Source organism: Ruegeria sp. BE9 (genome assembly GCF_056538765.1).
This window is the reverse complement of sequence record NZ_JBQFTS010000008.1, coordinates 17,267-41,032: the sequence shown is the minus strand read 5'-3', so window position 1 is coordinate 41,032 and position 23,766 is coordinate 17,267. Positions and strand designations below refer to the sequence as shown.

At 57.4% G+C, this 23,766-nt stretch carries 28 protein-coding genes; 9 read left to right on the top strand and 19 right to left on the bottom strand.

The features are described 5' to 3' along the window. Positions 1-35: 35 nt before the first annotated feature. Positions 36-611 (bottom strand): TIGR04282 family arsenosugar biosynthesis glycosyltransferase, encoded by a 576-nt coding sequence (locus ACR0EO_RS18465; RefSeq protein ID WP_480692286.1) that lies wholly within the window; start codon positions 609-611, stop codon positions 36-38. A gap of 3 nt (positions 612-614) precedes the next feature. Beyond that, positions 615-1,754: a succinyl-diaminopimelate desuccinylase gene (gene dapE, locus ACR0EO_RS18460; RefSeq protein ID WP_480692285.1), complete on the bottom strand. Its 1,140-nt coding sequence runs from the start codon at positions 1,752-1,754 to the stop codon at positions 615-617. 209 nt (positions 1,755-1,963) lie between these two features. Between dapE and ACR0EO_RS18455 the strand changes: the two genes are divergently transcribed. Continuing rightward, complete coding sequence (locus ACR0EO_RS18455; protein ID WP_480692284.1) at positions 1,964-3,022, top strand: transporter substrate-binding domain-containing protein; 1,059 nt, start codon at positions 1,964-1,966, stop codon at positions 3,020-3,022. Here ACR0EO_RS18455 and ACR0EO_RS18450 read toward each other — a convergent pair. Continuing rightward, positions 3,019-3,363, bottom strand: coding sequence for a hypothetical protein (locus tag ACR0EO_RS18450; RefSeq protein ID WP_480692283.1), 345 nt, complete (start codon positions 3,361-3,363; stop codon positions 3,019-3,021). The genes ACR0EO_RS18455 and ACR0EO_RS18450 overlap by 4 nt on opposite strands. 115 nt (positions 3,364-3,478) lie before the next feature. Between ACR0EO_RS18450 and ACR0EO_RS18445 the strand changes: the two genes are divergently transcribed. Continuing rightward, positions 3,479-3,814: a cupin domain-containing protein gene (locus tag ACR0EO_RS18445; protein ID WP_480692282.1), complete on the top strand. Its 336-nt coding sequence runs from the start codon at positions 3,479-3,481 to the stop codon at positions 3,812-3,814. 61 nt (positions 3,815-3,875) lie between these two features. Here ACR0EO_RS18445 and dapD read toward each other — a convergent pair whose 3' ends face one another. Both dapD and ACR0EO_RS18435 read right to left on the bottom strand, forming a co-directional pair. Further along, on the bottom strand, positions 3,876-4,703 hold the full coding sequence (gene dapD, locus ACR0EO_RS18440; RefSeq protein WP_480692281.1) for a 2,3,4,5-tetrahydropyridine-2,6-dicarboxylate N-succinyltransferase: 828 nt from the start codon (positions 4,701-4,703) through the stop codon (positions 3,876-3,878). Between the two features lie 108 nt (positions 4,704-4,811). After that, the gene (locus ACR0EO_RS18435; protein ID WP_480692280.1) at positions 4,812-5,729 is read right to left on the bottom strand and encodes a threonine/serine dehydratase; all 918 of its coding nucleotides are present in this window, start codon (positions 5,727-5,729) and stop codon (positions 4,812-4,814) included. Positions 5,730-5,808: 79 nt separating this feature from the next. Here ACR0EO_RS18435 and ACR0EO_RS18430 point away from each other — a divergent pair, with 79 nt between their 5' ends. Together ACR0EO_RS18430 and ACR0EO_RS18425 are read left to right on the top strand one after the other, a co-directional pair. Next, entirely contained in the window at positions 5,809-6,651 is an 843-nt protein-coding gene (locus tag ACR0EO_RS18430) for an LOG family protein (protein WP_480692279.1), read from the top strand. A gap of 3 nt (positions 6,652-6,654) precedes the next feature. Continuing rightward, a complete protein-coding gene (locus ACR0EO_RS18425; protein ID WP_480692278.1) occupies positions 6,655-7,752 on the top strand; it encodes a cystathionine gamma-lyase in 1,098 nt (365 codons plus the stop codon). Here ACR0EO_RS18425 and ACR0EO_RS18420 read toward each other — a convergent pair whose 3' ends face one another. Beyond that, entirely contained in the window at positions 7,753-8,136 is a 384-nt protein-coding gene (locus ACR0EO_RS18420; RefSeq protein WP_480692277.1) for a hypothetical protein, read from the bottom strand. A 148-nt stretch (positions 8,137-8,284) separates the two neighbouring features. On the opposite strand from ACR0EO_RS18420, the gene ACR0EO_RS18415 reads away from it, so the two are divergent. Both ACR0EO_RS18415 and ACR0EO_RS18410 read left to right on the top strand, forming a co-directional pair. Beyond that, positions 8,285-9,202: a DnaJ C-terminal domain-containing protein gene (locus ACR0EO_RS18415; RefSeq protein WP_480692276.1), complete on the top strand. Its 918-nt coding sequence runs from the start codon at positions 8,285-8,287 to the stop codon at positions 9,200-9,202. Beyond that, positions 9,199-9,543 (top strand): hypothetical protein, encoded by a 345-nt coding sequence (locus ACR0EO_RS18410; protein ID WP_480692275.1) that lies wholly within the window; start codon positions 9,199-9,201, stop codon positions 9,541-9,543. The genes ACR0EO_RS18415 and ACR0EO_RS18410 overlap by 4 nt, the downstream gene beginning before the upstream one ends. Position 9,544: 1 nt before the next feature. Here ACR0EO_RS18410 and ACR0EO_RS18405 read toward each other — a convergent pair whose 3' ends face one another. The 5 genes from ACR0EO_RS18405 to ACR0EO_RS18385 all read right to left on the bottom strand — a co-directional run bounded on the left by ACR0EO_RS18405 (position 9,545) and on the right by ACR0EO_RS18385 (position 13,065). Then, positions 9,545-10,171: a cytochrome P460 family protein gene (locus ACR0EO_RS18405; protein ID WP_480692274.1), complete on the bottom strand. Its 627-nt coding sequence runs from the start codon at positions 10,169-10,171 to the stop codon at positions 9,545-9,547. Positions 10,172-10,403: 232 nt separating this feature from the next. Then, a complete protein-coding gene (gene rlmN / locus ACR0EO_RS18400; RefSeq protein WP_480692273.1) occupies positions 10,404-11,591 on the bottom strand; it encodes a dual-specificity RNA methyltransferase RlmN in 1,188 nt (395 codons plus the stop codon). A gap of 93 nt (positions 11,592-11,684) precedes the next feature. After that, positions 11,685-12,062, bottom strand: coding sequence for a lysozyme inhibitor LprI family protein (locus tag ACR0EO_RS18395; RefSeq protein ID WP_480692272.1), 378 nt, complete (start codon positions 12,060-12,062; stop codon positions 11,685-11,687). A 139-nt stretch (positions 12,063-12,201) separates the two neighbouring features. Next, positions 12,202-12,369 (bottom strand): hypothetical protein, encoded by a 168-nt coding sequence (locus ACR0EO_RS18390; RefSeq protein ID WP_480692271.1) that lies wholly within the window; start codon positions 12,367-12,369, stop codon positions 12,202-12,204. A gap of 162 nt (positions 12,370-12,531) precedes the next feature. After that, positions 12,532-13,065, bottom strand: a complete 534-nt coding sequence (locus ACR0EO_RS18385; RefSeq protein WP_480692270.1) for an invasion associated locus B family protein — start codon at positions 13,063-13,065, stop codon at positions 12,532-12,534. A gap of 178 nt (positions 13,066-13,243) precedes the next feature. Here ACR0EO_RS18385 and ACR0EO_RS18380 point away from each other — a divergent pair, with 178 nt between their 5' ends. After that, positions 13,244-14,242: an asparaginase gene (locus ACR0EO_RS18380; RefSeq protein WP_480692269.1), complete on the top strand. Its 999-nt coding sequence runs from the start codon at positions 13,244-13,246 to the stop codon at positions 14,240-14,242. Positions 14,243-14,245: 3 nt separating this feature from the next. Here the strand turns inward: ACR0EO_RS18380 and ACR0EO_RS18375 are convergent, their stop codons facing one another. The 8 genes from ACR0EO_RS18375 to hutI form a co-directional block, all read right to left on the bottom strand. Then, positions 14,246-14,566, bottom strand: a complete 321-nt coding sequence (locus ACR0EO_RS18375; RefSeq protein WP_480692268.1) for a YciI family protein — start codon at positions 14,564-14,566, stop codon at positions 14,246-14,248. 21 nt (positions 14,567-14,587) lie between these two features. After that, positions 14,588-15,016: an SRPBCC family protein gene (locus ACR0EO_RS18370; protein ID WP_480692267.1), complete on the bottom strand. Its 429-nt coding sequence runs from the start codon at positions 15,014-15,016 to the stop codon at positions 14,588-14,590. Then, on the bottom strand, positions 15,004-15,333 hold the full coding sequence (locus tag ACR0EO_RS18365; protein WP_480692266.1) for an ArsR/SmtB family transcription factor: 330 nt from the start codon (positions 15,331-15,333) through the stop codon (positions 15,004-15,006). The genes ACR0EO_RS18370 and ACR0EO_RS18365 overlap by 13 nt, the downstream gene beginning before the upstream one ends. A gap of 46 nt (positions 15,334-15,379) precedes the next feature. Then, the gene (gene serB, locus ACR0EO_RS18360; protein ID WP_480692265.1) at positions 15,380-16,258 is read right to left on the bottom strand and encodes a phosphoserine phosphatase SerB; all 879 of its coding nucleotides are present in this window, start codon (positions 16,256-16,258) and stop codon (positions 15,380-15,382) included. 70 nt (positions 16,259-16,328) lie between these two features. Further along, entirely contained in the window at positions 16,329-18,011 is a 1,683-nt protein-coding gene (gene hutU / locus ACR0EO_RS18355) for a urocanate hydratase (protein ID WP_480692264.1), read from the bottom strand. Beyond that, positions 18,008-18,805: an N-formylglutamate deformylase gene (gene hutG, locus ACR0EO_RS18350; RefSeq protein ID WP_480692263.1), complete on the bottom strand. Its 798-nt coding sequence runs from the start codon at positions 18,803-18,805 to the stop codon at positions 18,008-18,010. The genes hutU and hutG overlap by 4 nt, the downstream gene beginning before the upstream one ends. Further along, positions 18,805-20,340, bottom strand: coding sequence for a histidine ammonia-lyase (hutH, locus tag ACR0EO_RS18345; RefSeq protein ID WP_480692262.1), 1,536 nt, complete (start codon positions 20,338-20,340; stop codon positions 18,805-18,807). Before hutH ends, hutG begins: the two co-directional genes overlap by 1 nt. Further along, positions 20,337-21,545, bottom strand: coding sequence for an imidazolonepropionase (hutI, locus tag ACR0EO_RS18340; RefSeq protein WP_480692261.1), 1,209 nt, complete (start codon positions 21,543-21,545; stop codon positions 20,337-20,339). Before hutI ends, hutH begins: the two co-directional genes overlap by 4 nt. A gap of 81 nt (positions 21,546-21,626) precedes the next feature. On the opposite strand from hutI, the gene ACR0EO_RS18335 reads away from it, so the two are divergent. Further along, complete coding sequence (locus tag ACR0EO_RS18335) at positions 21,627-22,982, top strand: formimidoylglutamate deiminase (RefSeq protein WP_480692260.1); 1,356 nt, start codon at positions 21,627-21,629, stop codon at positions 22,980-22,982. 12 nt (positions 22,983-22,994) lie between these two features. Beyond that, the gene (locus ACR0EO_RS18330; RefSeq protein ID WP_480692259.1) at positions 22,995-23,699 is read left to right on the top strand and encodes a GntR family transcriptional regulator; all 705 of its coding nucleotides are present in this window, start codon (positions 22,995-22,997) and stop codon (positions 23,697-23,699) included. Positions 23,700-23,766: the final 67 nt, after the last annotated feature.

Here is a 23,766-nt window from a genome sequence, read left to right as displayed (position 1 = left end):
GCACGGTGGTGCGACGGCGTCATGACTAAAAAGGATCAGGCCGTCAGATCTGCAACCGTGTCGACATCTCGCAACTGATCCAATAGCGCCACGCGCGCTCCGGGGATCGTCTCCAACGTGTCGGCCAGCGCATGCTCGGTCGACCAGCGCACATTGCAGAACAGCCCCGATGGCACCGCCCTGTATCTTTGCGCACCGACCAGCCAATAGCCGCCATCCGGCGCAGGGCCAAACACCATTTGGTCCCTACCCAGCGCCTCAAACGCCTGCGCAATGTGGCCTCGCGTGATACCGGGAATGTCCGCTCCAATCAGGCACACTGGCCCTTTGGGCATTCCGCGCAGCATCCGCCCCATACGATCGCCAAGATCGCCCTGCCCCTGTGCCGCCCGAGGCAGGTCACTCGGCCAGATGCGGCTTGTCAGCCCCTCACGATCCGGAGAAACCGCAAGTACGATCTGCCAGCGTGGATCGCGCAGGCGACGGATCAGAGATCGGGTCTGGCGGCGGAACCACCAAGCGGCGCCGACCATGCCGATGTCGCGACCCAAACGGGTCTTTACCCGCCCCGGGCGTGGTTCTTTGACCATGATGACCAGAGTGCGCTGCATGGCTTAGGCGAAATAGTCCCTCAGGATACGTGTGTAGATCGCCTTGAGCTGGACGATCTGCGCAACCTCGACACATTCGTCCACCTGATGCATCGTCCGGCCCACCAGACCGAATTCGACCACCGGGCAATGGTTCTTCACAAACCGTGCATCCGAAGTGCCGCCTGTGGTCGACATCTCGGGCCGCACGCCAGTTTCCGCCTCAACCGCCTGCGCTACCAGATCGGATAATGGGCCCGGCGGGGTCAAAAAACTTTCACCCGAGATTTTGATCCGGACATCCATCTCGACGTCAAACGCCTTGGCCACTGCTTGGGCCTCGGTCTTCAACCATTCGCTCAGGCTAGCGCCCGAGTGCCGGTCGTTAAAGCGGATGTTCACCGCCCCGCGACATTGCGCAGGGATTACATTGGTGGCCTGGTTACCCGTGTCGATATTCACCACAGCAAGCGTCGAGGCGTCGAAATGGTCGGTGCCCTGATCCAGTTCATGACTGGCCAAACGATCTATCAGACGCGCCATCGCAGGCAGCGGGTTCTTCGCCCGATGCGGATAGGCAGAATGACCCTGTACGCCGGTGACCGTGAACCATGCGGTCATCGAACCTCGGCGACCGATCTTCATCATCTCCCCCATCGTGTTCGGGCAGGTCGGTTCACCCACGAGGCAGACAGACATTTTCTCATCCGCCTCGGCCATATAGTCCAACAACGCTGTAGTACCGTGCAGCGCATCCGCTTCTTCGTCACCGGTAATGGTCAGGATAACCGCGCCATCGGGCGGTGTGTCCCGTACAAAATCAACTGCCGCCGCCGCGAAGGCCGCCACGCCCGACTTCATGTCAGTGGTTCCGCGCCCGAACATCACGCCATCTCGGACTTCTGCCCCGAACGGAGGCATGGTCCAAGCAGCCTCGTCGCCAACCGGCACAACATCGGTGTGCCCGTTAAAACCAAAGCTGCGCGGATGACCCTTTTTACCCCAACGCGCAAATAGATTGCTGATGCCCCCACGATCCACACGGGCGCAGTCGAAACCCGCATCGGACAGCAGTTTATCCAAAAGAACCAAGGCGCCCCCCTCTTCGGGTGTGACAGAAGGGCAACGGATCAGGTCTGCTGTCAATTGTACCGGATCTGTCATGTCATAGCCTCTCTGGTTCATCTGCACGCTGGATCGCGCACAGATTCAACGAATTGTGCGGATTGCCAACCCCCGCGCACCAAAATTCGGATGGTTTTTTCCGGATGTCAGTAATTGCAGCGCCAATAAATCATTGGGATTTACCTCGCGACCACCTTGCCGCGCCGTTCAAAACTGCGTTAGAGGGCCGCGATGCAGGTGAATTGCCGATGATACGCGCCCTTTTTGTATGGATTAGCCTGACTTTCGCTGTCTTCGCGCAGCAAAGCCAAGCGCAGACGCTGACGGTCAACACGGTGACCCGACCTCCGTTTTCCTATGTCGAAGACGGGGCGCAGGCCGGTTTTTCAATGGATTTGCTAGAGGCGCTCGCCCAATCTCTGAACTGGGATTATTCAATCAATCGGGTTTCCTCATTCGGAGAGATGCTGGGCGCAGTCCAGGACGGCTCCGCCGATTTGGCCATCGCCAACATCTCAATAACTGCCGCGCGTGAAACACAGATGGACTTTAGCCAACCAATCTTTGAGGCCGGCTTGCAGATCATGGTCCCATCTGAGGCCGCGCGCCGTCCGTCTCTGCTGCAGGCATTGCTGTCGATCGAGTTGTTTATTGCCATCGGCCTGGCCTTCGCCATTTTGTTAGGTGGCGGTATGCTGATGTGGAGCTTTGAACGCCGCTCGCAGCCCTATTTCGATAGGAAACTCAAAGAGGCGTGGTTCCCTTCGTTTTGGTGGGCGCTCAATCTGGTAGTGAATGGCGGGTTTGAGGAACGGATGCCCCGAACGCCCTTTGGCCGTATGCTGGGCGTTATACTGGTTATCTCATCGCTGTTTATCGTATCGGTTTTCACGGCCCGCATTACTTCGGTCATGACAGTGGATGCTATAACCGGCAACGTGAACTCGATTAACGATCTTTACGGCAAGCAGGTCGGTACAATCACGGATTCAACCGCTGCCAGCTTTCTGAACCGACGCGAGATCGAGTACGCCGGGTTTGCGGGGCTTGATGACCTGCTGACGGCCTTCACCAATGATGAGCTCGACGCCGTCGTATTCGACGCGCCAATCCTGTCCTACTTTGCCTCGCACGAGGGGCGTAAAATAGCGTCGATGACTGGCGGCATCTTTCTTCGCGAAAACTATGGGATCGCATTCCCAACTGGTTCGCCGCTTGTTGAAGAGGTGAACCAAGCTCTGCTGTCACTTCGCGAAGACGGCACCTATGATGAGATTTACCGCAAGTGGTTCGGCGTTCGGAACTAGACCTGTTCCTCATCTCCGAAAAAAGGCGTCATCTGCGCCACAATAACCGCATTTTCATCCAAAGCCCGCTGCATCAGTTCCCGTTCGTCCGGATCGATGTCGTGGCCCTGCGCCTCACGCTCAGCCAAAGTGCCATAGCCGGTTACATCCAGCGGCGCGGTGTCAGCCTGTTTGAGGATCGCCACGGTTTCGCGCACGGCCTCAGCCTCGTCCACCCCACTGGCGAAACACATCAGTGCTGCGCCGGTCGCGCCTTCGGGCAGGCCGTCGCCTTCCTTACGGCCGATCTGCACAAGAAGGGTATAAACTTGCTGACGAGAGGGTTTCTTTTGCTTTTCCATGCAGGGGGCCATAGCCGCGCGCCTGCCCTTGGTCAAGCAGCAGGCAATTGCAGGACGTCACCAGCGCGTCCATAGTGCCCGGGAAAACCTGTTTCAGTCAGCAAAGGGCCGTTTCATGACGTATCCAAATTTCATCACGGATTTCCCAAGCCTCGACGTGCCATTCCCTGAGGATGTGGTGCAAACTGCAGTAATCCGTTCAGATGCAGGGTTGGTCGCATTCTTCACATTTCTAAAGGATTTTGAGCTGCCTCCGCATTCCCACAAGGCCCAATGGGGTACGGTGGTTGAGGGTGAGGTTGAGCTGACTATCGGTGACGAAACCAAGACCTACCGTCCGGGCGACAGCTACTCAATCCCGTCCGGCGTCGAACATGGTGGCAAGATAAAAGCTGGATCACGGGTTATCGACGTATTCGAGGAACCGGACCGCTATCCGATTAAAGGATAGCCGCATAACAAAAAAGGGCTGCAGCAAAGTGCTACAGCCCTCATTCGACTATGTTTCGAAATTAATCGCGCAGCAGCTCGTTGATCCCGGTTTTTGAACGGGTCTTTTCGTCCACACGCTTCACGATGACGGCGCAATACAGGCTGACATTGTTCTTGGACGGCATCGAACCGGCAACAACCACCGAATAAGGCGGTACTTCGCCATACATGACTTCGCCGGTTTCGCGGTCGACGATCTTGGTCGACTTGCCGATGAACACGCCCATTCCCAGAACCGAGCCTTCACGGACGATGCAGCCTTCGACCACCTCGGAACGAGCACCGATAAAGCAGTTGTCTTCGATGATGGTTGGGCCAGCCTGCATCGGCTCCAGAACACCGCCAATACCAACGCCACCAGACAGGTGCACGTTCTTACCAATCTGCGCGCAGGAACCGACGGTGGCCCATGTGTCAACCATGGTGCCTTCGTCAACATAGGCGCCCAGGTTCACGAAAGACGGCATCAGCACCACGCCCGGTGCGATAAAGGCCGACTTGCGAACGACGCAGTTCGGGACGGCACGGAAACCGGCGGACTGCCACTGGTTCTCACCCCACCCAGCGAACTTGCTGTCCACCTTGTCCCACCAGCCACCGGCTTGAGGACCACCGGTCTGGATTTCCATATCCTTGATACGAAAGCCCAGCAGAACCGCTTTCTTGGCCCACTGGTTCACATGCCAATCGCCGCTTTCAAGCTTTTCGGCCACACGCAGCGAACCGCTGTCCAGCGCGTTTAGCGTATCTTCGATCGCTTCACGGGTCTCGCCAGTGGTGGCGGGGGTAATGGTGTCGCGCGCCTCCCAGGCGGCTTCGATGGCGACTTCCAGTTGCGCGTTGGACATTTGGCGGCTCCCTGCAGAATCTGTTTGCGTTGGTGTTGCCTATACGCAAGCGAAGGACTGGCCGCAATGCGACGCTGGACACGCGCTTTGCGGCTGTTTGCTGTGGTTTTAAGCGCCCAGAGGGTCAGGAGAGATGTTGCCGCCGCAGATTAGCACTGCCACCCGCTCGCCGGGCTCAGGTTGGTACGCTCCTGAAAGCAGCGCAGCCAGTGCCGTTGCGCCCGCCGGTTCCACCAGAATCCGATGCGCTTGCCACAGGATTTGCTGGGCCTCGGCGATGGCTTCATCACTCACCAGGACCGAGGTCATTCCCTGTGCCAGGTCGAAACAGATCGATCCGATCCTCCGTGCACCCAGCGCGTTGGCAGCGATACCCGAGACCAAGACATCCACGGGTTCTCCTGCCGTCAGCGCGGCGTTGAGTGCACACGAGGTCGTGGGTTCAACCGCCACGACCTTGCGCGCACCGTCGAACCAACCCAATGCCCCGGCGATCAGCCCGCCACCACCAACGGCGACCAGAATGGTATCGGCCTGCAGACCTTGCGCCTCCCATTCGGCAAAACAAGTACCCTGTCCCGCTACGGTGCCGGGCGCATCATAAGCGTGGATCTGCATCGCGCCCGATGCCTCTTCGTGGGCCTGCGCGCCCATCAGAGCATTTGCGTATTCACCGGACACAACGCTCAGATCCGCGCCTGTCTGTTCGATCAGAGCGATTTTGGACGGCCCGGCAATTTCCGGCACAAAGATTTTTGCGGGATAGCCCAGCGATCGCGCAGCATAAGCCGCCGCCGCACCATGATTACCCCCGGATGCCGCCACAACGCCGGCCTCAGGCACATCTGAGCTAAGCAGCGTATTAAACGCCCCACGTGCCTTGAAACTGCCGGTGTGCTGCAAGTGCTCCAACTTCATCTCGACAGGGTAATCCAACCCAAGGGCCTTGCTTTCCATAACCGGCGTCACCTGCGCATATCCGGCAATCCGTTCAGCGGCCGCTGAAATTTCGTTCTTCCAATTCATTGTTGTTCTTCCGTGACTGGCGCTCTGCCCGCGAACCCTATAGCTGTTTGAAGAACACGCAAGCAGGGAACTATCACCAATGAGAGAAGACCGCCTGAGCCCCTTCCGCGACGCGCAGACCGACCGCTCGACCGCGAGCGAAGTGCCGGACACGCCGCAGACGCGCTCACCCGCCTATCGCCTTGCCTTTGCCGACGACGATTTCCTGTGCCGGGATGAACTGCGCCCTGTGCGCCTCCAGCTGGAATTGCTGAAGCCTGAGATGATCATGACCGAGCGTGAGATCACCTCGACCATCGTAATGTTCGGCGGAGCGCGTATTCCGGAACCGTCGCAGAAACACACCGCCCGCACCGAAACCCTGGCCAACCTGTCGCAATATTACGATGAAGCGCGGGAGTTTGCTCGGCTGATGACCGAGAAATCAAACCAGACCGGATGCCGTGAAAACGTCATCGTCACAGGCGGCGGCCCCGGCGTGATGGAGGCTGGAAACCGTGGTGCTCAGGACGCGGGTGGCTGCTCGATCGGTTTGAACATCGTGCTGCCGCACGAACAGGCCCCGAACCTGTATGTGACGCCGGACCTCAGCTTCAACTTTCATTATTTTGCTATCCGCAAGATGCACTTCCTGATGCGCGCCCGCGCTATCACCATCTTTCCCGGCGGCTTTGGCACGATGGATGAGCTTTTTGAGTCCCTTACTCTGATCCAAACAGGTCGGATGGAGCGCGTGCCGTTCCTACTGTTTGGCCGCGAATTCTGGGAAAAGGTAATCAACTGGGAAGCACTGGCCGACGCGGGCACCATTTCAGACGAAGATCTGGATCTGTTCCGTTTCGTCGACACCGCGCAAGAGGCGGTCGAGATCATCGAGAACTGGGAGCCCGCCCCGCCTCGCGACGAAATTCCGGGGCGCTAAGTCATGGTCTCAAAGATCGGAGACATGCTGCACTTGCGCGGCAACGCACTGAACAAAGGTGAGCCAGTCGCGCTGCCTTTGACCCAAAGCAGCATGTATCACCTCCCGGGTGCACCGGATGGCCAGCCGACCTATGGCCGCGTCGACAACCCCACATGGCAGCATCTCGAACACGTTCTGGCCCATCTTGAGGACGCACCGTGCCTGACCTTCCCGTCGGGCATGGGGGCAATTTCGGCTGCTTTGTTTGCTTCACTGAAAGCGGGTTCGCGCCTGTTGATCCCTTCGGACGGGTATTACGTAACGCGGGTTTTAGCCGCCCGATTTCTATCCGGGTTGGGTGTCTCGGTTACTGAGCGCCCGACGACCGCTTTCGCAGAAGGCGGCTTTGACGGGTACGACGTTGTATTTGTAGAAAGCCCGTCGAACCCCGGGTTGGATATGATGGACCTGCCTGCGATTGCTTCTGCCGTGCGGGCTGCCGGTGGCATCACGATTGCTGACAACACCACAATGACACCACTGGGACAGCGGCCTTTGGATCTGGGCGTTGACGTTGTTGTTGCGTCGGACACCAAGGCCATGGGTGGACACTCTGACCTGCTGATGGGACATGTGGCCAGTCGCAACGCACAGTTCATGGAAAGGGTCGAGGAATGGCGGCGGGTTTCCGGCGCAATCCCCGGCCCGCACGAGGCCTGGTTGTTACACCGTGGATTGGAAACACTGGACGTGCGTTTTGACCGGATGTGCTCTTCCGCGCAGGTTCTGGCCGAGCGTCTGGCGGATCACACGGCGGTCCAACACATCCGTTATCCCGGCCTGACCGGCGACCCCTCGCACACGCTGGCTAAGGCACAGACAGCCCGGTTCGGGTTCCTGTTGTCGATCACGCTGCCTAGCGAGGAAAAGGCAGAGGCCTTTATCAACGCTTGCCCAATGCTGCGCCCAGCAACGTCCTTTGGAGGCGTCCACAGCTCGGCCGAACGTCGTGCACGGTGGGGGGACGATGTCGATCCCGCCTTTATTCGCCTTTCGGTTGGATGCGAACCGGTAGAAGAACTGTGGCAGGCCATCGAGGCCAGCCTGCACGCGTTGTAGTTACTTCTTAGGTTCACGCAGTTCCGTGAACACATAGATCGGCAGCACGATGCTGCCGATCAGCGCGCCCAGCCAAACCAGCAGCGTTGCGGCCAGAAGGTTGGAAATACCCCCTATCGTCAGTCCGTTGGTCACCAAATCAGTCACCAGCAAGCCCACGAAAGTCACGATCAAAGCGATCCCGCCCTTCAGTGCGGGCGCCTTCTTTTCCCCAAGCTTCAGGATCAGCGGTTCGGCGATCACCTGAACCAGCGTAAAGACAAGCACCACCACGATGAATGAGATCGGGCGGATCGCGAACTCTGACAACAGCAGCGCCGCCAGTAACAACCCGATGGCATTACCGGCCAAAAGGGCCAGAATAGACTTGATTCTGCGCGTCATGGGGGACTCCGTCAAAAAAACAGTTCGAAACATGCATATGTTAACAGACCTTCGGGAATTTGCGAGCGGTTTCAAAAGCCTCTTCCTTTCGGCCCTTTGAAAACGCATGATAAAACCATCCTGTTCAGCCCGACCCGCGAGAGGTGAGATGAGCGAAGATCCCTATTCCGTCCTTGGTGTCGACAAAGACGCAAGCGCCGCCGAGATCAAAAAGGCATATCGGCGGATCGCCAAGGAATGCCACCCCGACCTTAAGCCCGGCGACGCCGAGGCCGAAGCCAAGTTCAAAGCCGCAGCCGCAGCCTATGATCTGCTAAAAGATCCGGAAACCCGCGCACGTTACGACAATGGTGAAATAGACGCTTCGGGTCAGGAGCGCCCGCAACAGCACTATTATCGCGATTATGCCGAGGCAGCTGGAAACCCCTATCGCGGACGTCAGGCCGACCCGGACGATATGTCGGACATTTTTGCAGAGTTCATGCGCGGACGTGGCGGGTATGGCCAGCGCACGCATGAGTTTCACGCGCCGGGGCATAATCGGGCCTATAACCTCCAGATCAGTTTTTTGGACGCTGTGTTTGGCGCCAGCCAAAAGCTGACCCTGCCCGATGGCGACCGGATCGAAGTCAAAATTCCCGCTGGCATCACCGACGGCCAGACCATCCGCCTGCGCGGCAAAGGTGACCCTGGCTTTGGCGAAGGCCCCCCGGGAGATGCCTTAGTGACGGTATCGGTCGCGAAACACCCGGTTTTCGACCGTCAGGGCGACAATATTCACATCACCCTGCCTATTACGATTGATGAAGCCATACTGGGCGGCAAGGTTCCCGCCCCAACCATCGACGGAGGCGTTAACGTCAGTGTCCCGGCGGGCACCAGCAGCGGTAAGACCCTGCGCTTGCGCGGTAAAGGAGTGAAAAAGCGCGGCTCGACCGAGCGCGGTGATCAGCTGATCGAACTAACGGTTACGATGCCCGACCAGATAGACGACGAACTGAAGCAATTCATGGAGACGTGGCGCGAAGACCACCGCTATGACCCGCGCAAAGGAATGCCGTCATGACACGCACCCTGACCGAAGAGCAACTGATCGCAACCGTTACCCGCCTGACTTCAACCAGACTGACCGAGTATTTGGCCGCCGAAATCGTGATCCCGGAACAAACGGACAAAGGCTTGGTCTATCACAATCTGGATGTCGCACGGCTGGAACTGGCTTGCGAGCTACATGATCAGTACGAGATGGAGCCAGATGCGTTGTCGATGATGATTTCATTGATCGACCAGATGCACGGCCTGCGCGCTGAACTGCGCGAAGTGCTGAACGCGGTCGAGGCGCAGCCGGAGCAGGTGCGTCAATCGCTGATCGAAGTTATCGGAACAGCTCGTTTCGGGCGAAAGTAGATCAGTTGCCCGCAATGAACTCTTCGGGAACGAAGAAGGTATAATCGCGATCCGCAACAGCCTCGTGGCAATCGTGGCAGTAGCTGACCGCATTAGCGCGTGCGCCCATCGTGTCGCCAAACAGTGATCCGTCCGGCATTACCATGATATAGCGCCAATCGGCGGTGTCAGGGCTGGTGTCAGTGGGCAGCTTCTCCATTACGAACAGGGCGCCTGGATAGACATTCCCCTCGTCCGTCACCGTCATACTATCTTTGGCCAGCACCGAGCCCACGGGCAGCTTTTCCCCGTCTTGCAAGGTGCCATAGTTATGCGCCATGCGATTGGCATAGCTGTTTACAAAGCGCTGACCGTGAGTCGCCGAAATATAGGGCGCATCGTTGAAAAGCGGCCAGTTCTGATAGTTCATCAGCAAATCCAGCTGCGCTGCGTCATAGCCACGCGCCATGCGTCGCTGCAGGGACTTATAGATTTGAGACGCCTCATCCTTGGTCAATTCCGCGGGATTCTCTATGGCCAAATGCGCATCCTCGTCATTGGATTGCGCAACGGCATTGGTGGCGGAAATGCCTGAAAACACTAACGCTGCAAAAGAGATCGAAAAAACTCGTGTAAATCGTAACAACATATAAATGGCCCACCTGGTTGATAAGGTTCGCCTGAACGCCGCATTTCGTATTTGGAAAAGATAGCGACACTGAACAAACATGCCACAGCCAGAACACGGCTTTCACCGCCTTGTGCGCAAGAGTGAAATGCGCCGAACCAGCCTTGACGCCTCAAACATAGCAAATTTTGCATGCCAAAAACAGCGGCTCGGCAATTAAATTATTGTCGGCCAATTCGAAACAATAGACAGGTTAGCTTTGCAGCCCTGCTTCGGCCTCGATCTGCTTGCGTGACTTGCGGGCGCGCTCGGTCGCTGACTTCAGCTGACCACAGGCAGCCATGATGTCCTCACCGCGCGTTTTACGGATGGGTGAGGCATAACCGGCCTGATAGATGATATTCGCAAAGGCCCGAATACGATTGTTCGAGCTGCGCTTATACGGTGCGCCGGGCCATTCGTTGAACGGAATCAGGTTGATCTTGGCCGGGATGTTATGGCGCTTGATATGATCGATTAGGCGATGCGCGTCCTCATCGCTGTCATTCACACCGTCCAGCATCACGTATTCAAACGTGATCCGCTCAGAATTCGAGGCTTTGGGATAGCTGGACAACGCTTGAAGCAGCTCTTCGATATTCCAACGCTTGTTGATTGGCACCAGCACATCGCGGGTTTCGTCCGTGGTGGCGTGGAAGGAAATCGCCAAAAGGCAGCCAATCTCTTCGGCGGTGCGCGCAATTTCTGGCACCACGCCCGAGGTCGAAAGAGTGATCCGACGGCGCGACAGGGAAATCCCTTCGGGGTCCATGGCGATCTTCATCGCGTCGCGGACGTTGTCGAAGTTATAAAGGGGCTCTCCCATTCCCATCAGAACGATGTTGGACAGAAGACGGGTTTCGTCCTTGGGCGCACCGGGTGTCGGCCACTCTTCAAGATCGTCACGCGCCATCATCACCTGCCCAACTATTTCCGCCGCGGTCAGGTTACGCACCAGTTTTTGCGTACCGGTGTGGCAGAATGAACAGGTCAGCGTGCACCCGACTTGAGAGGAAATGCACAGCGTGCCTCGATCCTCTTCGGGGATATAGACAACCTCAACCTCATGGCCGCCTGCGATGCGGCACAGGTATTTGCGGGTGCCGTCCTCGGAAACCTGACGCGTCACAACCTCGGGAATCTCGATAACGAAATTATCGGCCAGTTGCGCGCGGTAGGCCTTGGCCAGATTCGTCATCTCGGCAAAGTCGCGCACGCCCCATTGGTAAATCCACTGCCAAATCTGACCGGTGCGCATCTTGGCCTGCTTTTCCGGCGTGCCATGTTCGATCAGGACCTCGCGCAGTTGGTCGCGGGTCAGTCCGACAAGGTTAATCTTCCCCTCGGGCAGCTTGCGGGGGATGGTCATGACATCTTGCGTGATCGGCGCTTTGGGCGACATTCTGGCTCTCTCTGGGGCGTATCTCGAAGGATTCTGGCTTGGGATGCGCCTCTATATAGGAAGAAACACAAAGATCAAAAGGAATCGTATCTATCAATTCGCAAAGCGCAGCAACTCGTCCACACGCGCTCGCCCCAGTTCGACCCTGCAGGATGTAATCGCGATGCCCGTGCCCGAGCCACCCCCGAACGATGCTCCGACCGCTTCACACTGAGAGTCTCTGTAACCAGACCACGCATTTTGCGCTGCCTCGAGGGCAGGCACAGCAGCAACGCGACCCGTTACCTCATCAAGCTCTTTCGCGGAATCCGTCGCGATTCCGTAGGCGACCTCAAGTGCAGTGTTGACCCGCTCTTCCATCAGCCCGACACAAGTTCCGATTTCGACCTGCGAGCCTGCCTCAGGACACTCCAAAGTAGGGTCCGCCAAAGCCGGGGTAGAAAGCAGAAAGGTCAGTAGCACATAGCGCATGAGGTGATCTCGCAAATTGTGTTTTACAGATCCCGACCATAGCACGAAGCGGCCCCAAAATGCAGTTCGGCCGCACGGGACAAACCAGTGCGGCCGAATAAATCTTTAATTATCCCAAAAACTCGGGCGGGCTGTGTGGTTAAACAGCCGCAGGCAGGATGTCACAGTCCGCTGCGTCCAGGGTTTTTACCGGATCTTCAGGGCCGCACTGCTCGCCTGTTACAGGATAGGTGTCAGTGGACTTGTCACATGCGCTCAGCAGCGCAGCAGATGCTATCATCAATATGGCAAGAGTTTTATTCAGCATGTCCGAGCTCCTTCTTCACTCTTGAACTAATTAGTTCAGTTCAGGACCAGCTCGCTTTGATACGGATCAAGTCCCAGAAGGGACGTTGCGTAAAGCCGTTAATTGCTTCACCAACAAAAAAACCCCGCCAAAAGACGGGGCTTCGTGAAATCTCAGCTTGGCTTATTTGTTGCAGCGTTTCTCAGCGTCTTCCAAGGCAGCAGTGAAACCCAAGAGCGAGAACGTATCTTTAGTCTGTGTTCCCCGTTCCGACCGTGCTGTCAGAACCGCTTCTGAGCCTTTTTTCATTGCCTCGATCACTTTGGGCTCCTGCCCTTTCGTTGCAGGCCACGCCCATTCACCATCGGTGATGAACTCAAATTCCTCATCGTCGATCCGGACATTGACGGATGAGCCTGCCGCAAACGGATACCCGCCTGTAAAGGAAACCTGGCCAGCAACGTTTTCACTGGGTCTGAAAACAACAAACAACAGGATATCGCTGCGTCGTACTGATACGACACGACCGCCGCGTGTGTTCACGGTTTCATCTGGCGTTGCGACGCTCCAGCATTCGGTAGGATCGTCTTCAACGAAAACGCTCCAATCCGTCTTCGCCGCCACCCGATTGGTGCTTGTCGCCTGCTGAGCAGTTGCAGTTGTGGCCATCCCTGCCACGCACAGGCCCGCAATTGCGCGGACGAGTTTCGATCCCATCTGTCCAGCCTCCTAGCTCGACCTAATACCTCATACCCATCGGACGCGCCTGCGAACTCTGCCGGTTCGTCTGTAAGTTGCGTATTCCGATGATTGTCGACATACACACACTAACGCAGGTTTCGCCACAGGCGAAAGGGCGATTGGCAGAATTTTGCGCATAAAATCGGAGGTCCAGATGACACAACCCGTACCAATGACCGAACTTTGGCGTGGGCCTTTGCTGGAAAGCCTGCATTTGGGCCATGCGGTGATATGCGATGATAGCGGGCAAATCGTGCAAAGCTGGGGCGATCCGAACGCGGTAATCTACCCTCGTTCCTCTGCCAAGATGATTCAGGGATTGCCGTTGGTTACTTCGGGCGCGGCTGCAAAATACGGGTTGAACACCGAACATCTGGCACTGGCCTGCGCTTCGCATAGCGGCGCGCATATTCACACGGATCGGGTTTCGGCCTGGTTGGACCATCTGGGCCTGACCGAGCATGATCTGCGCTGTGGCCCGCAAGAGCCGCAGGACATGGCCGCACGTGATGGTCTGATTCTAGCAGATGATACTCCCTGCCAAATTCACAACAATTGCTCCGGCAAGCACTGTGGGTTTCTAACTGTGGCGCAGCACATGGGCGCTGGACCGGAATACCTTGAGATCGACCATCCTGTACAACAAGCATGCCTATCCGCGCTTGAGGAAACCACCGGAGAGACCAGTCCAGCCTATGGGATCGACGGTTGCTCGGCCCCCAACTTTGCAACATCGCTGGTGGGTCTGGCTCGATCGATGGCGTGGTTTGCCTCGGCCGCCGACCGGTCGGACCGGGCCAGTGACGCGGCGCAACAACTGACCGCCGCGATGATCAAACATCCTGAACTGGTAGCTGGTGAAAGCCGCGCGTGCACCGAACTAATGCGCGCTATGGATGGCCGCGCCGCGATTAAAACCGGAGCCGAGGCCGTATTCGTCGCCATCATCCCGGAAAACCGCATGGGTGTGGCACTGAAGATCACCGATGGCACCACCCGCGCCAGCGAATGCGCCATTGCGGCGATTTTGGTCAACCTTGGCGTGCTGGAGGCCGAGCACCCGGCCACCCGCAAATTCATGAACGCCACTCAATACAGCCGCCGCGGGATTGAATGCGGCGTGATCCGCCCTTCGCCGGGTTTCCCCGGTTAAGGGTCACATTTCGATCGGATGCACCTCGGCCACTTCGACCGAACCTGTCCCGTTCACAACCATAGGACAACCCTTGGCCATCGCGGTTGCGGCGTCAATGTCGTTAGCCTTGATGACGGTAAAGCCCGAAGCTGGATTGGCGCCGCCGTTGTCCACAACGCCATCAGAGCTCACGGTATAGGACTGTCCCACTGGGTTACCCGGGATATCCAACGCATCGCCCATGTTCTGAAACCAAGCGCCCCAGGCGGCCATGGTCGCTTCGATTTCGGCGGGATCGGTTGGGGTATGGCCGCCGTGATAGATAAATAGAAATTGGGGCATTTCTTCCTCCACTATGAAAACTTATTGAAATTGCGCCGCGAGCTTGCGCAACGACGAGGTCCAGCCGGTGTTGTGGTTCGCCGCAATTTCATCATCACCCAACTCGCGATGATCAAGGATCAGGCGCGCACCGTTACCCGTGGGCTCGACAGTCAGCGTCACATGGCTTTCAGCTCCACGCTGATCCTGATCGTCGTGCCAACCCCAAGTGAAACCCACAGACTTGGGCGGATTTAAATGAGTAACCTGGCCCGAAACCTTATATCGCTGACCCTCGGCGTTCTGCATGACCGAGTACCATGGCCCTAGGCGCGAGAAATCCAGATCGTGTTCGGGCACATGCATCCCCTCAGGGCCCCACCATTGTAACAGTTTTGCGCCATCGCTGACCCAGGCAAACAGGTTTTCCGGGGTGGTCGTAAACTCTCGCTCTAATTTCAGGTCGGCCATGAATTTTCCCTTTCAATCAAATCGTTCAAACGGTCGAGACTGCCTTCCCAGAACTCCCGTTTCGAGATGGTCCACTCGGCAATCGCCCGCAGCCCTTCGGGTTGAATGGAATACATCCGCTGGCTGCCGTGTACGCGTTGCTGCACCAATCCTGCCTCGCGCAGAACTTTCAGGTGGCGCGAGATTGCGGCACCAGACATGCCCCGCCCTTCGATCAGTTCGCCGGCGGGTAGCTCACCCTCCTGCATCAACTGTTCGACGATCGAGAATCGGGTGGCATCGGACAAAGCCGAGAATGCGGTCAGAAGCGTGTTCATGACCATTATTTAACATTTTCGTTAAATAAAGGGAAGACCCAGTTGATTAGATGTCCGCAAAGGCCGCGCGGGAATAACCCTGCAGGTACAGCAGCGCCGTCAAATCCCCATAATTGACCCGTACGTCGCATTGCTGTGCGACCGTGGGCTTAGCGTGTAGCGCCACTCCGGTTCCGGCCCGCCCCAACATGCCCAAGTCGTTGGCACCGTCACCGACGGCCAGCACGTCAGCCTCGGACAAGCCCAGCCGCTTGGTGATCTGCTCCAACGCGTCCACCTTGGCCTGCTTGCCCAAAATCGGGCGCTGTACGACCCCGGTCAGCTTGCCGTTCTCGGCCAGCAAGGTGTTGGCACGGTTTTCATCAAAACCCAGCTGCTCGGCCACTTTGGAGGTGAAAGCCGTAAACCCGCCCGAGACCAGCGCCGCATACCCCCCGTTCATGCGCATGGTTGCAACCAACTGCGCACCACCAGGCATCAGCGTGATGCGTTCTTCCAGCACCTTGTCGATCACAGACTCGTCCAGCCCTTTCAGCAACCCGACCCGTTCGATCAAAGCACCTTCGAAATCCAGCTCGCCGTTCATCGCCCTCGCAGTGATCTCTTTGACCCGTTCGCCAACGCCGGCCTCATCGGCCAATTCGTCGATGCATTCCTGCAGGATCATGGTGCTGTCCATATCGGCCAACAGCATCAGCTTGCGACGTTTCCCAAAGGGCTGAACGATCAGATCCACTTCCATAAGCTGAAGTTCGGCCCACACCTTCCATTGATTGTCGGACAAAGCCGGGAACCTGAATTCGGCCGCCTCGTTCTCGCTCAGCCAGACCGGCTCTTCCCCGCCCCAGGCATTGCAAAGCGCCCCAACCAAAGCGTCATCGAGCTTTGGCGTGTTTGGGTTGGTCAACAGAGTGGCTACGTACATGGTCAGTCTCCTGCAGGCTGTTCTGCGCATATCGCAGAGACAGCCAATTCACCAGAGACCTTTGTCGCGTCTACCCCAGTATGCCGGGCAAACGCAGACCATGAGCACGAGCGCAGTCCTTTGCGATCTCGTATCCCGCATCCGCGTGACGCCAGACGCCCGAGGCCGGGTCATTCCACAAAACCCGCTCCAACCGCCGCGCGGCGTCTTCGGTGCCATCGGCGCAGATCACCACGCCCGCGTGCTGACTGAAGCCCATGCCGACGCCACCACCGTGATGCAGTGACACCCAGGTCGCTCCGCTGGCGGTGTTGATAAGCGCGTTCAATAATGGCCAATCAGACACTGCATCCGAACCGTCCAGCATCGCCTCGGTCTCGCGATTGGGGCTTGCGACCGAGCCACTGTCCAGATGATCGCGGCCAATCACGACTGGTGCTTTCAACTCGCCATTGGCAACCATCTCGTTGAAGGCCAGACCCGCGCGGTGACGGTCCCCCAGCCCGATCCAGCAGATACGTGCCGGCAGACCCTGAAAGGCGATCCGGTCCTGCGCCATTTCCAGCCAACGATGCAGGTGCTCGTTTTCGGGGAACAGCTCCTTCATCTTGGCATCGGTCTTGTAGATATCCTCGGGGTCGCCCGACAAGGCACACCAGCGGAACGGGCCAATACCTTTGCAGAACAGTGGGCGGATATAAGCAGGCACAAAACCGGGGAAGGCGAAGGCGTTTTCAAGACCTTCATCCTGCGCCACCTGCCGGATGTTGTTACCGTAATCCAACGTCGGAACGCCCGCATTCCAGAAATCGACCATCGCCGCGACATGTTGTTTCATCGAAGCGCGTGCGGCCCTTTCCACCGCTTTAGGGTCTGTTTCGCGCTTTTCACGCCACTGCGCCATGGTCCAATCCAAAGGCAGATAGCCATTGATCGGATCATGCGCGCTGGTCTGGTCGGTGACGATGTCAGGGCGCATACCACCTTCGGCCATGCGGCGGTAAATTTCGGGGAAGATCTCAGCCGCGTTGCCCAGCAGGCCTACAGATTTCGCCTCGCCTGCTTTGGTCCAGCGGTCGATCATCTCTAGCGCCTCGTCCAGCGTCTCGGCCTTTTCATCGAGATATTTGGTCCGCAGACGGAAATCGATGCTGTCCGGGTTGCATTCAACCGCCAAACAGCAGGCCCCTGCGAACACCGCCGCCAAAGGCTGCGCACCGCCCATGCCACCCAAGCCGCCAGTCAGAATCCACTTGCCAGTCAGGTCGCCATCATAGTGCTGACGCCCGGCCTCAGCAAAGGTTTCATAGGTGCCCTGAACGATGCCCTGCGTGCCGATATAGATCCACGAGCCAGCCGTCATCTGGCCGTACATCATCAAACCTTTCTTATCGAGCTCATTGAAGTGATCCCAGGTCGCCCAATGCGGCACGATGTTCGAATTGGCGATCAACACTCGTGGCGCATCTTTGTGTGTTCGGACGATTGCAACAGGCTTGCCGGATTGAACGATAAGGGTCTCATCCTCTTCCAAATCCTTCAAACCCGCAACAATAGTGTCGAAATCCTTCCACGTACGCGCCGCACGACCGATTCCACCATAGACCACCAACTCATGTGGGTTTTCGGCCACATCGGGGTGCAGATTGTTCATCAGCATCCGCAATGGCGCCTCGGTCACCCAGCTTTTGGCGTTCAGTTCGGGCCCAGTCGGTGGATAGATATCGCGGGTGTTCTTGCGAGGGTCGGTCATGGCGTTAGCTCCAATGCAGTGTCTTGGATGGCATCCAGAATATCGCGCAGCCAGCGGCGCAGGCGGTCGGCTTTGGCCGTGTCATAACTCCACGGCGCAACCTCCGAGGTTAGATAGGTGGATTGGGACAATTCCATCTGAATGGCATGCAGCCCTTCGGTCGGGCGACCATAATGGCGCGTGGTCCAGCCGCCTCGGAAGCGTCCATTCAGAACGGTGCTGTAGGGCGAAGAATTAGACAAATCCTGCGTAATAGACTCTAGTTTAGGCGCGCACGTCACGCCTCCATCTGTCCCTATGTTCATGTCTGGCAGGGTTCCATCAAACAGGAATGGAATCTTGCTGCGGATAGAGTGGCAATCGAACAGAACCGCAAACCCATGCCGGTCTTTGACGCGCTGCAACTGTTCATGCAGAGCTGTGTGGTAAGGCGCATGGTAGGTTCGGCGGCGGTGCTCAATCTCAACGTCAGACGGTTCCTGACCTTCGCGCCAGATCGGTTGTCCGTCGAAATCAGTCAGCGGGACCAGGGTCGTTGTGTTCTGCCCCGGATAAAGCGACACACCGGCGGGGTCGCGGTTGCAGTCGATCACGTAGCGATGGATATGGGACTGCACGACCGTTGCGCCGTTCAATAACCCGTTATAGAGCCTGTTTATGTGCCAATCCGTATCCGCCAATTCGCGCCCTGTTTCATTCAAGCGATCGGCGACATCATCCGGCACGAATGTTCCGCCGTGCGGCTGCCCAAGCACGATCGGGCCATCTCCGCAATCGATACTCACGACCTGCATTACGCCATCTCCGGCATTGGAGTACCCACCGACCTGAGTATCGCCCCATCGCCCACCAATTGCCGCGCAGTCTCCAGATCAGGTGCCAGGTATCGGTCTTCGTCCAGAGCCGGTACATCAGCACGCAATCGGTCTATTACCTGCTGAAGCGGAGCGCTGGTTATCAAAGGTGCACGGAATTCGACCCCTTGGGCCGCGCAGAGCAGTTCGACACCGAGAATATAGCTGAGGTTTTCAACCATCCGTGTCAGGCGTCGCGCACCATGAGCGGCCATGGATACGTGATCCTCCTGATTGGCCGAGGTCGGGGTGCTGTCGGTCACACAAGGATTCGCGAGGTGCTTGTTCTCACTCATCAAGGCCGCAGTGGTGACCTCTGCAATCATCAAGCCCGAATTCAAACCAGGGTCAGGCGTCAGAAATGGCGGCAAATCGAAACTCAGAGCCGGGTCTACCATCAACGCTATCCGACGCTGCGCAATCGCACCAATTTCGGACACTGCCAGCGCAATCATGTCGGCGGCAAAGCCCACCGGTTCGGCATGGAAATTACCGCCCGAGACGATCGCACCTGCTTCGGTCAGTACCAGAGGGTTGTCGGTGGCTGCATTTGCCTCGATCTCCAAGGTCGTTGCCGCCTGCCGCAACACATCCATCGCCGCCCCGGTAACCTGAGGCTGGCAACGAATGCAGTACGGATCCTGAACCCGAGTGTCCCCATCACGATGGCTTTCCCTGATCTCGGAACCAGCGAGCGTCGCGCGCATGGTGCTTGCAGCTTCGGTTTGGCCGCGATGACCGCGCAGGGTGTGAATTTCAGGTTGCAAAGGCGCGGTTGATCCCATGATCGCATCGGTCGACAACGCAGAGATCACCAATGCGTTCTGCGCCGCACGCCAAGCTTCGAACAGCCCAGCCAAGGCAAAAGCGGTTGAAAACTGGGTGCCGTTGATGAAGGCGAGGCCTTCTTTCGGACCAAGCTCAATAGGCTCTAAACCTACCGATTTAAGCGCTTTGCCTCCGGGCAAAACTTGCCCTTCCACCTCAGCTTCACCTGCGCCGATGATCACGGCGGTCATATGCGCCAATGGGGCAAGATCACCTGATGCGCCAACCGATCCTTGCGCTGGGATCACTGGCGTGACGCCGTGGGCAAGCATCTGCTGCAACAGCTCGATCAGTTCCCACCTCACACCCGATGCTCCACGGCCGAAGGACAACAGCTTGAGCGTCATCATCATTCGGGTGACACGACGCGGCACAGCAGTTCCAACACCGCAGCAATGGCTCAGGATCAGGTTTCGTTGAAGCGCGGACGTGTCCTTCGCTGCGATCTTTAGGCTCGCTAGTTTGCCAAAACCCGTATTAACGCCATAGACAGGCTCTTCACCGGCTGCCGCGGCTTGGATACGTTCAGCAGCCGCGACCACTTTGGGCCTACAGGATTCACCCAGCGTCGCAGTGGTCTCATTCCAGTAAATGTCAGAGAGCTGTGACAGGGAAACATCTCCCGGCATCAGGGAAAGCGATGTCATACCTGACCTCCGAAAATACGCTTGTGCAGCGGATTAAATCCAACGCGATAAGCCAGTTCTGCGGGGTGCTCGACATCCCAAACCGCCAGATCGGCTCGCTGACCCGGAGCAATAGTGCCGGTGTCGGAAACGCCTAAGGCCCGCGCAGCGTTTTTGGTAACACCGGCCAGCGCCTCTTCTGGTGTCAGCCGAAACAGCGTGCACCCCATGTTCATAGTCAGTAGCAGCGAAGACAGGGGCGATGATCCGGGGTTGCAGTCCGTCGCCAGCACCATCGGCACGTTATTTTCGCGCAGAGTTTCAACGGGCGGCGGCTGTGTTTCTCGAAGTGTGTAGAACGCCCCGGGCAACAAAACGGCGACCGTTCCAGCAGCAGCCATCGCAGCCACTCCATCTGCATCCAGGTACTCGATATGGTCAGCAGACAAAGCCCCATAAGAGGCCGCCAGCTGCGCCCCGCCAAGATTTGACAATTGTTCAGCGTGAAGTTTGACCGGCAAACCAAGCTTTTGGGCGACGTCAAAGACTTCGGCGATCTGAGATGGCTGGAACGCTATGCCCTCACAGAACCCATCTACAGCATCCACTAGCCCCTGTGCATGAGCAGCGCGCAGGGTCGGGATACATACGTCCCGGATGTAATCATCTGCCCGGCCTGAAAACTCAGGCGGGATTGCGTGCGCGCCCAGAAAACTAGTTTTGACTCTAATATTACGATTTTCTTCAATTCGACGCGCAACTCGCAACATCTTCAGCTCGGTATCTGTGTCTAACCCGTAGCCGGACTTGATCTCGATCGTACACACGCCTTCGGCAATCAATGCGTCTACTCGCGTCAGAGCGTCGGCCAACAGATCGTCTTCACTGGCGGCCCGTGTTGCGTTGACCGTGGATAGTATGCCGCCCCCCGCGCGGGCTATTTCCTCATAAGAAGATCCGTTGAGGCGCATTTCAAACTCGACGGCGCGATTACCGCCAAACACAACATGGGTATGTGCGTCAGTCAGTGCAGGTGTGATCAGCCTTTGCCCAAAGTCCTTTACCGGCCAATCCTTATATTCGGCAGGCAGGGAACGCTGAGGCCCAACCCAAACAACCTGTGTTCCGCTGACGGCGACCGCAGCATCCCGGCACGTGCCGTAAGCCGAGGCACTGCCCGCCATCGTGGCAACCTGAGCGCAAGTTAAGACCGATTTTCCTGTCATGGCGATTCTTTTGGCTTTCCCTTTTGGTGTGGATTTTCGTATACGTGTATTAATTTAAAGTCTACACAAATTGAGGACCTCATGCCAATCCACGCCCAATCTGCTTTGTTAGGCTGTAAATGGGTCCGCGATGTCAGGATCGAACTGGATCACGGTCACATAAGCCATGTGCAAACCGAGGTCCTTTCCTCACCTGATGACATGCGGGTTGATGTATTGCTGCCAGCGCTGGCCAATCTGCATAGCCACGCTTTTCAGCGGGCAATGGCGGGCATGACCGAGTTCCGAGCCGCGGGGCGCGAAAGCTTTTGGACGTGGCGCACATTGATGTATCGGTTCCTGGACCGCCTTACCCCCGAGCAGATCGAAGCGATCGCTGCATTGGTATTCATGGAAATGCAGGAGGCTGGCTATGCCTCGGTAGGAGAGTTTCACTACGTTCATCACCAACCGGGTGGAACGCCCTATGACCATTTATCCGAGCTGAGTCAGCGCATATACGCAGCAGCCGATCAAACCGGGATTGGCCTGACGCACTTGCCGGTTCTCTACACCTATGGCGGGGTCACACAGGACCCGCTGCAGGGCGGTCAATTGCGGTTTGGGAATGCTCTGGACCGGTTCTTGCACTTGCTGGACGAGTGCGGGGCTGCAGGGCCTCATACAGACACCGTTGTTGGAGTTGCCCCGCATTCTTTACGGGCAACTTCGCCGGCCGATTTGCAAGACCTGTTGAACGCCGTTCCCAGCGGCCCGGTCCATATCCACATTGCAGAGCAGCTCAAAGAGGTCGCAGATGTAGAGGCTGCTTTTGGTCAGCGCCCCGTGCAGTGGTTACTGAACAATGTCGATGTGAACCCGCGCTGGTGTCTGATCCACGCCACCCACATGACCGATACAGAGACGCTTGGGTTGGCGCGCTCTGGTGCCGTCGCCGGGTTGTGTCCGATCACAGAAGCCAACCTAGGGGACGGCATCTTTAACGGTGCTACTTATGTCGAAGCCGGCGGGCGATTTGGCGTTGGATCAGACTCTAATATTAGGATTTCCTTGTCTGAAGAATTGCGAACGCTCGAATACTCACAACGGCTACGAGACCAGGAGCGCAACGTTCTGGTCAAAGACGAAGGATCGGTTGGGCATGCGCTCTACACGGGGGCTGCACAAGGTGGCGCTCAGGCAATCGGGCGGAACGCGGGCGAAATTGCGGTCGGCAAAATGGCAGACCTAGTTGCGATCGATCGCACCCAACCCGCACTGTGCGCGTTACGAGACAACCAACTGCTGGACGGGCTGTGTTTTGTTGCACCAGATGGCCTGGTGACGGATGTTTGGAGCGCCGGGCGACATATGGTCAGGCAAGGTCGACATGTTGCACGGGACCAAATCACCACCGCCTATAGATCTGCGATTGCAGGCCTGTTGGCCTCGGTCTAAGGGTATACGACCATGGCTCAACCCAGCGAAAACACCAGTTATAAAGACATCAAGAAAACTGTCCTCGATCGTATCCGGTCGGGTCACTGGCAACCGGACTCACTACTGCCAAACGAACAGGAACTGGCCGTCGAGTTTTCGTGCACGCGCACCACGGTAAACCGAGCCCTGCGCGAACTGGCCGAGGAAGGGTATCTGGAGCGCCGCCGCAAGGCCGGCACCCGGGTTCTGAGCGCCCCACAGCGGCAGGCGCGTTTTACCATCCCAATGGTGCGCGATGAGGTTGAGGCGTTAGGCGGCACTTATCGTTATGCGCTGGTTTCGTCAGGGTTAGAGACTGCACCGGAATGGTTGAGTGCACGTCTTGCTTTGGCCGCAGGGCAAAGTGTCGTGCATGTGCGATGCATGCATTTCAACGGTAATACGCCATTCCAGTACGAAGATCGCTGGATCGTTACGGCTGCCGTTCCACAGGTTGAACAGGCGGACTTCTCGGAAATTGGTCCAAATGAATGGCTGATCCAAACCGTTCCCTTCACCAATGTGGAACTGAGTTTTCTGGCCAGCCGTGCGGACACAAAAGTCGCAGAATTTCTAGACGTACCCGAGGGTGAACCAGTTTTTACCGGCGAGCGGATTACGTGGCTGCAAGGTCAGCCGGTGACCTTCGCCAAAATGTATTTCGCTGCCGGATACCGGATGACTACGGAATTCTAGCCCTTGCCCCGATTTCTGCGCACAGGGGCTTTACCACCCTTTCAATCCGATACAGATTCGGCTCGTA

Excerpts from the sequence above, each read along its gene's own strand:
- ACR0EO_RS18395 (WP_480692272.1), bottom strand. The coding sequence starts at position 12,062 with ATGCGCTATGTGCTACTGACCTTTCTGCTTTCTACCCCGGCTTTGGCG.
- serB (WP_480692265.1), bottom strand. The coding sequence starts at position 16,258 with ATGTACGTAGCCACTCTGTTGACCAACCCAAACACGCCAAAGCTCGAT.
- ACR0EO_RS18450 (WP_480692283.1), bottom strand. The coding sequence starts at position 3,363 with ATGGAAAAGCAAAAGAAACCCTCTCGTCAGCAAGTTTATACCCTTCTT.
- ACR0EO_RS18410 (WP_480692275.1), top strand. The coding sequence starts at position 9,199 with ATGACACGCACCCTGACCGAAGAGCAACTGATCGCAACCGTTACCCGC.
- ACR0EO_RS18420 (WP_480692277.1), bottom strand. The coding sequence starts at position 8,136 with ATGACGCGCAGAATCAAGTCTATTCTGGCCCTTTTGGCCGGTAATGCC.
- hutH (WP_480692262.1), bottom strand. The coding sequence starts at position 20,340 with ATGACATCGCTTTCCCTGATGCCGGGAGATGTTTCCCTGTCACAGCTC.
- ACR0EO_RS18390 (WP_480692271.1), bottom strand. The coding sequence starts at position 12,369 with ATGCTGAATAAAACTCTTGCCATATTGATGATAGCATCTGCTGCGCTG.
- ACR0EO_RS18405 (WP_480692274.1), bottom strand. The coding sequence starts at position 10,171 with ATGTTGTTACGATTTACACGAGTTTTTTCGATCTCTTTTGCAGCGTTA.
- ACR0EO_RS18380 (WP_480692269.1), top strand. The coding sequence starts at position 13,244 with ATGACACAACCCGTACCAATGACCGAACTTTGGCGTGGGCCTTTGCTG.
- ACR0EO_RS18335 (WP_480692260.1), top strand. The coding sequence starts at position 21,627 with ATGCCAATCCACGCCCAATCTGCTTTGTTAGGCTGTAAATGGGTCCGC.
- ACR0EO_RS18435 (WP_480692280.1), bottom strand. The coding sequence starts at position 5,729 with ATGAATTGGAAGAACGAAATTTCAGCGGCCGCTGAACGGATTGCCGGA.
- ACR0EO_RS18425 (WP_480692278.1), top strand. The coding sequence starts at position 6,655 with ATGGTCTCAAAGATCGGAGACATGCTGCACTTGCGCGGCAACGCACTG.
- hutI (WP_480692261.1), bottom strand. The coding sequence starts at position 21,545 with ATGACAGGAAAATCGGTCTTAACTTGCGCTCAGGTTGCCACGATGGCG.
- hutU (WP_480692264.1), bottom strand. The coding sequence starts at position 18,011 with ATGACCGACCCTCGCAAGAACACCCGCGATATCTATCCACCGACTGGG.
- ACR0EO_RS18445 (WP_480692282.1), top strand. The coding sequence starts at position 3,479 with ATGACGTATCCAAATTTCATCACGGATTTCCCAAGCCTCGACGTGCCA.
- ACR0EO_RS18430 (WP_480692279.1), top strand. The coding sequence starts at position 5,809 with ATGAGAGAAGACCGCCTGAGCCCCTTCCGCGACGCGCAGACCGACCGC.
- dapD (WP_480692281.1), bottom strand. The coding sequence starts at position 4,703 with ATGTCCAACGCGCAACTGGAAGTCGCCATCGAAGCCGCCTGGGAGGCG.
- ACR0EO_RS18365 (WP_480692266.1), bottom strand. The coding sequence starts at position 15,333 with ATGAACACGCTTCTGACCGCATTCTCGGCTTTGTCCGATGCCACCCGA.
- dapE (WP_480692285.1), bottom strand. The coding sequence starts at position 1,754 with ATGACAGATCCGGTACAATTGACAGCAGACCTGATCCGTTGCCCTTCT.
- ACR0EO_RS18370 (WP_480692267.1), bottom strand. The coding sequence starts at position 15,016 with ATGGCCGACCTGAAATTAGAGCGAGAGTTTACGACCACCCCGGAAAAC.
- ACR0EO_RS18465 (WP_480692286.1), bottom strand. The coding sequence starts at position 611 with ATGCAGCGCACTCTGGTCATCATGGTCAAAGAACCACGCCCGGGGCGG.
- ACR0EO_RS18385 (WP_480692270.1), bottom strand. The coding sequence starts at position 13,065 with ATGGGATCGAAACTCGTCCGCGCAATTGCGGGCCTGTGCGTGGCAGGG.
- ACR0EO_RS18415 (WP_480692276.1), top strand. The coding sequence starts at position 8,285 with ATGAGCGAAGATCCCTATTCCGTCCTTGGTGTCGACAAAGACGCAAGC.
- ACR0EO_RS18330 (WP_480692259.1), top strand. The coding sequence starts at position 22,995 with ATGGCTCAACCCAGCGAAAACACCAGTTATAAAGACATCAAGAAAACT.
- ACR0EO_RS18455 (WP_480692284.1), top strand. The coding sequence starts at position 1,964 with ATGATACGCGCCCTTTTTGTATGGATTAGCCTGACTTTCGCTGTCTTC.
- hutG (WP_480692263.1), bottom strand. The coding sequence starts at position 18,805 with ATGCAGGTCGTGAGTATCGATTGCGGAGATGGCCCGATCGTGCTTGGG.
- ACR0EO_RS18375 (WP_480692268.1), bottom strand. The coding sequence starts at position 14,566 with ATGCCCCAATTTCTATTTATCTATCACGGCGGCCATACCCCAACCGAT.
- rlmN (WP_480692273.1), bottom strand. The coding sequence starts at position 11,591 with ATGTCGCCCAAAGCGCCGATCACGCAAGATGTCATGACCATCCCCCGC.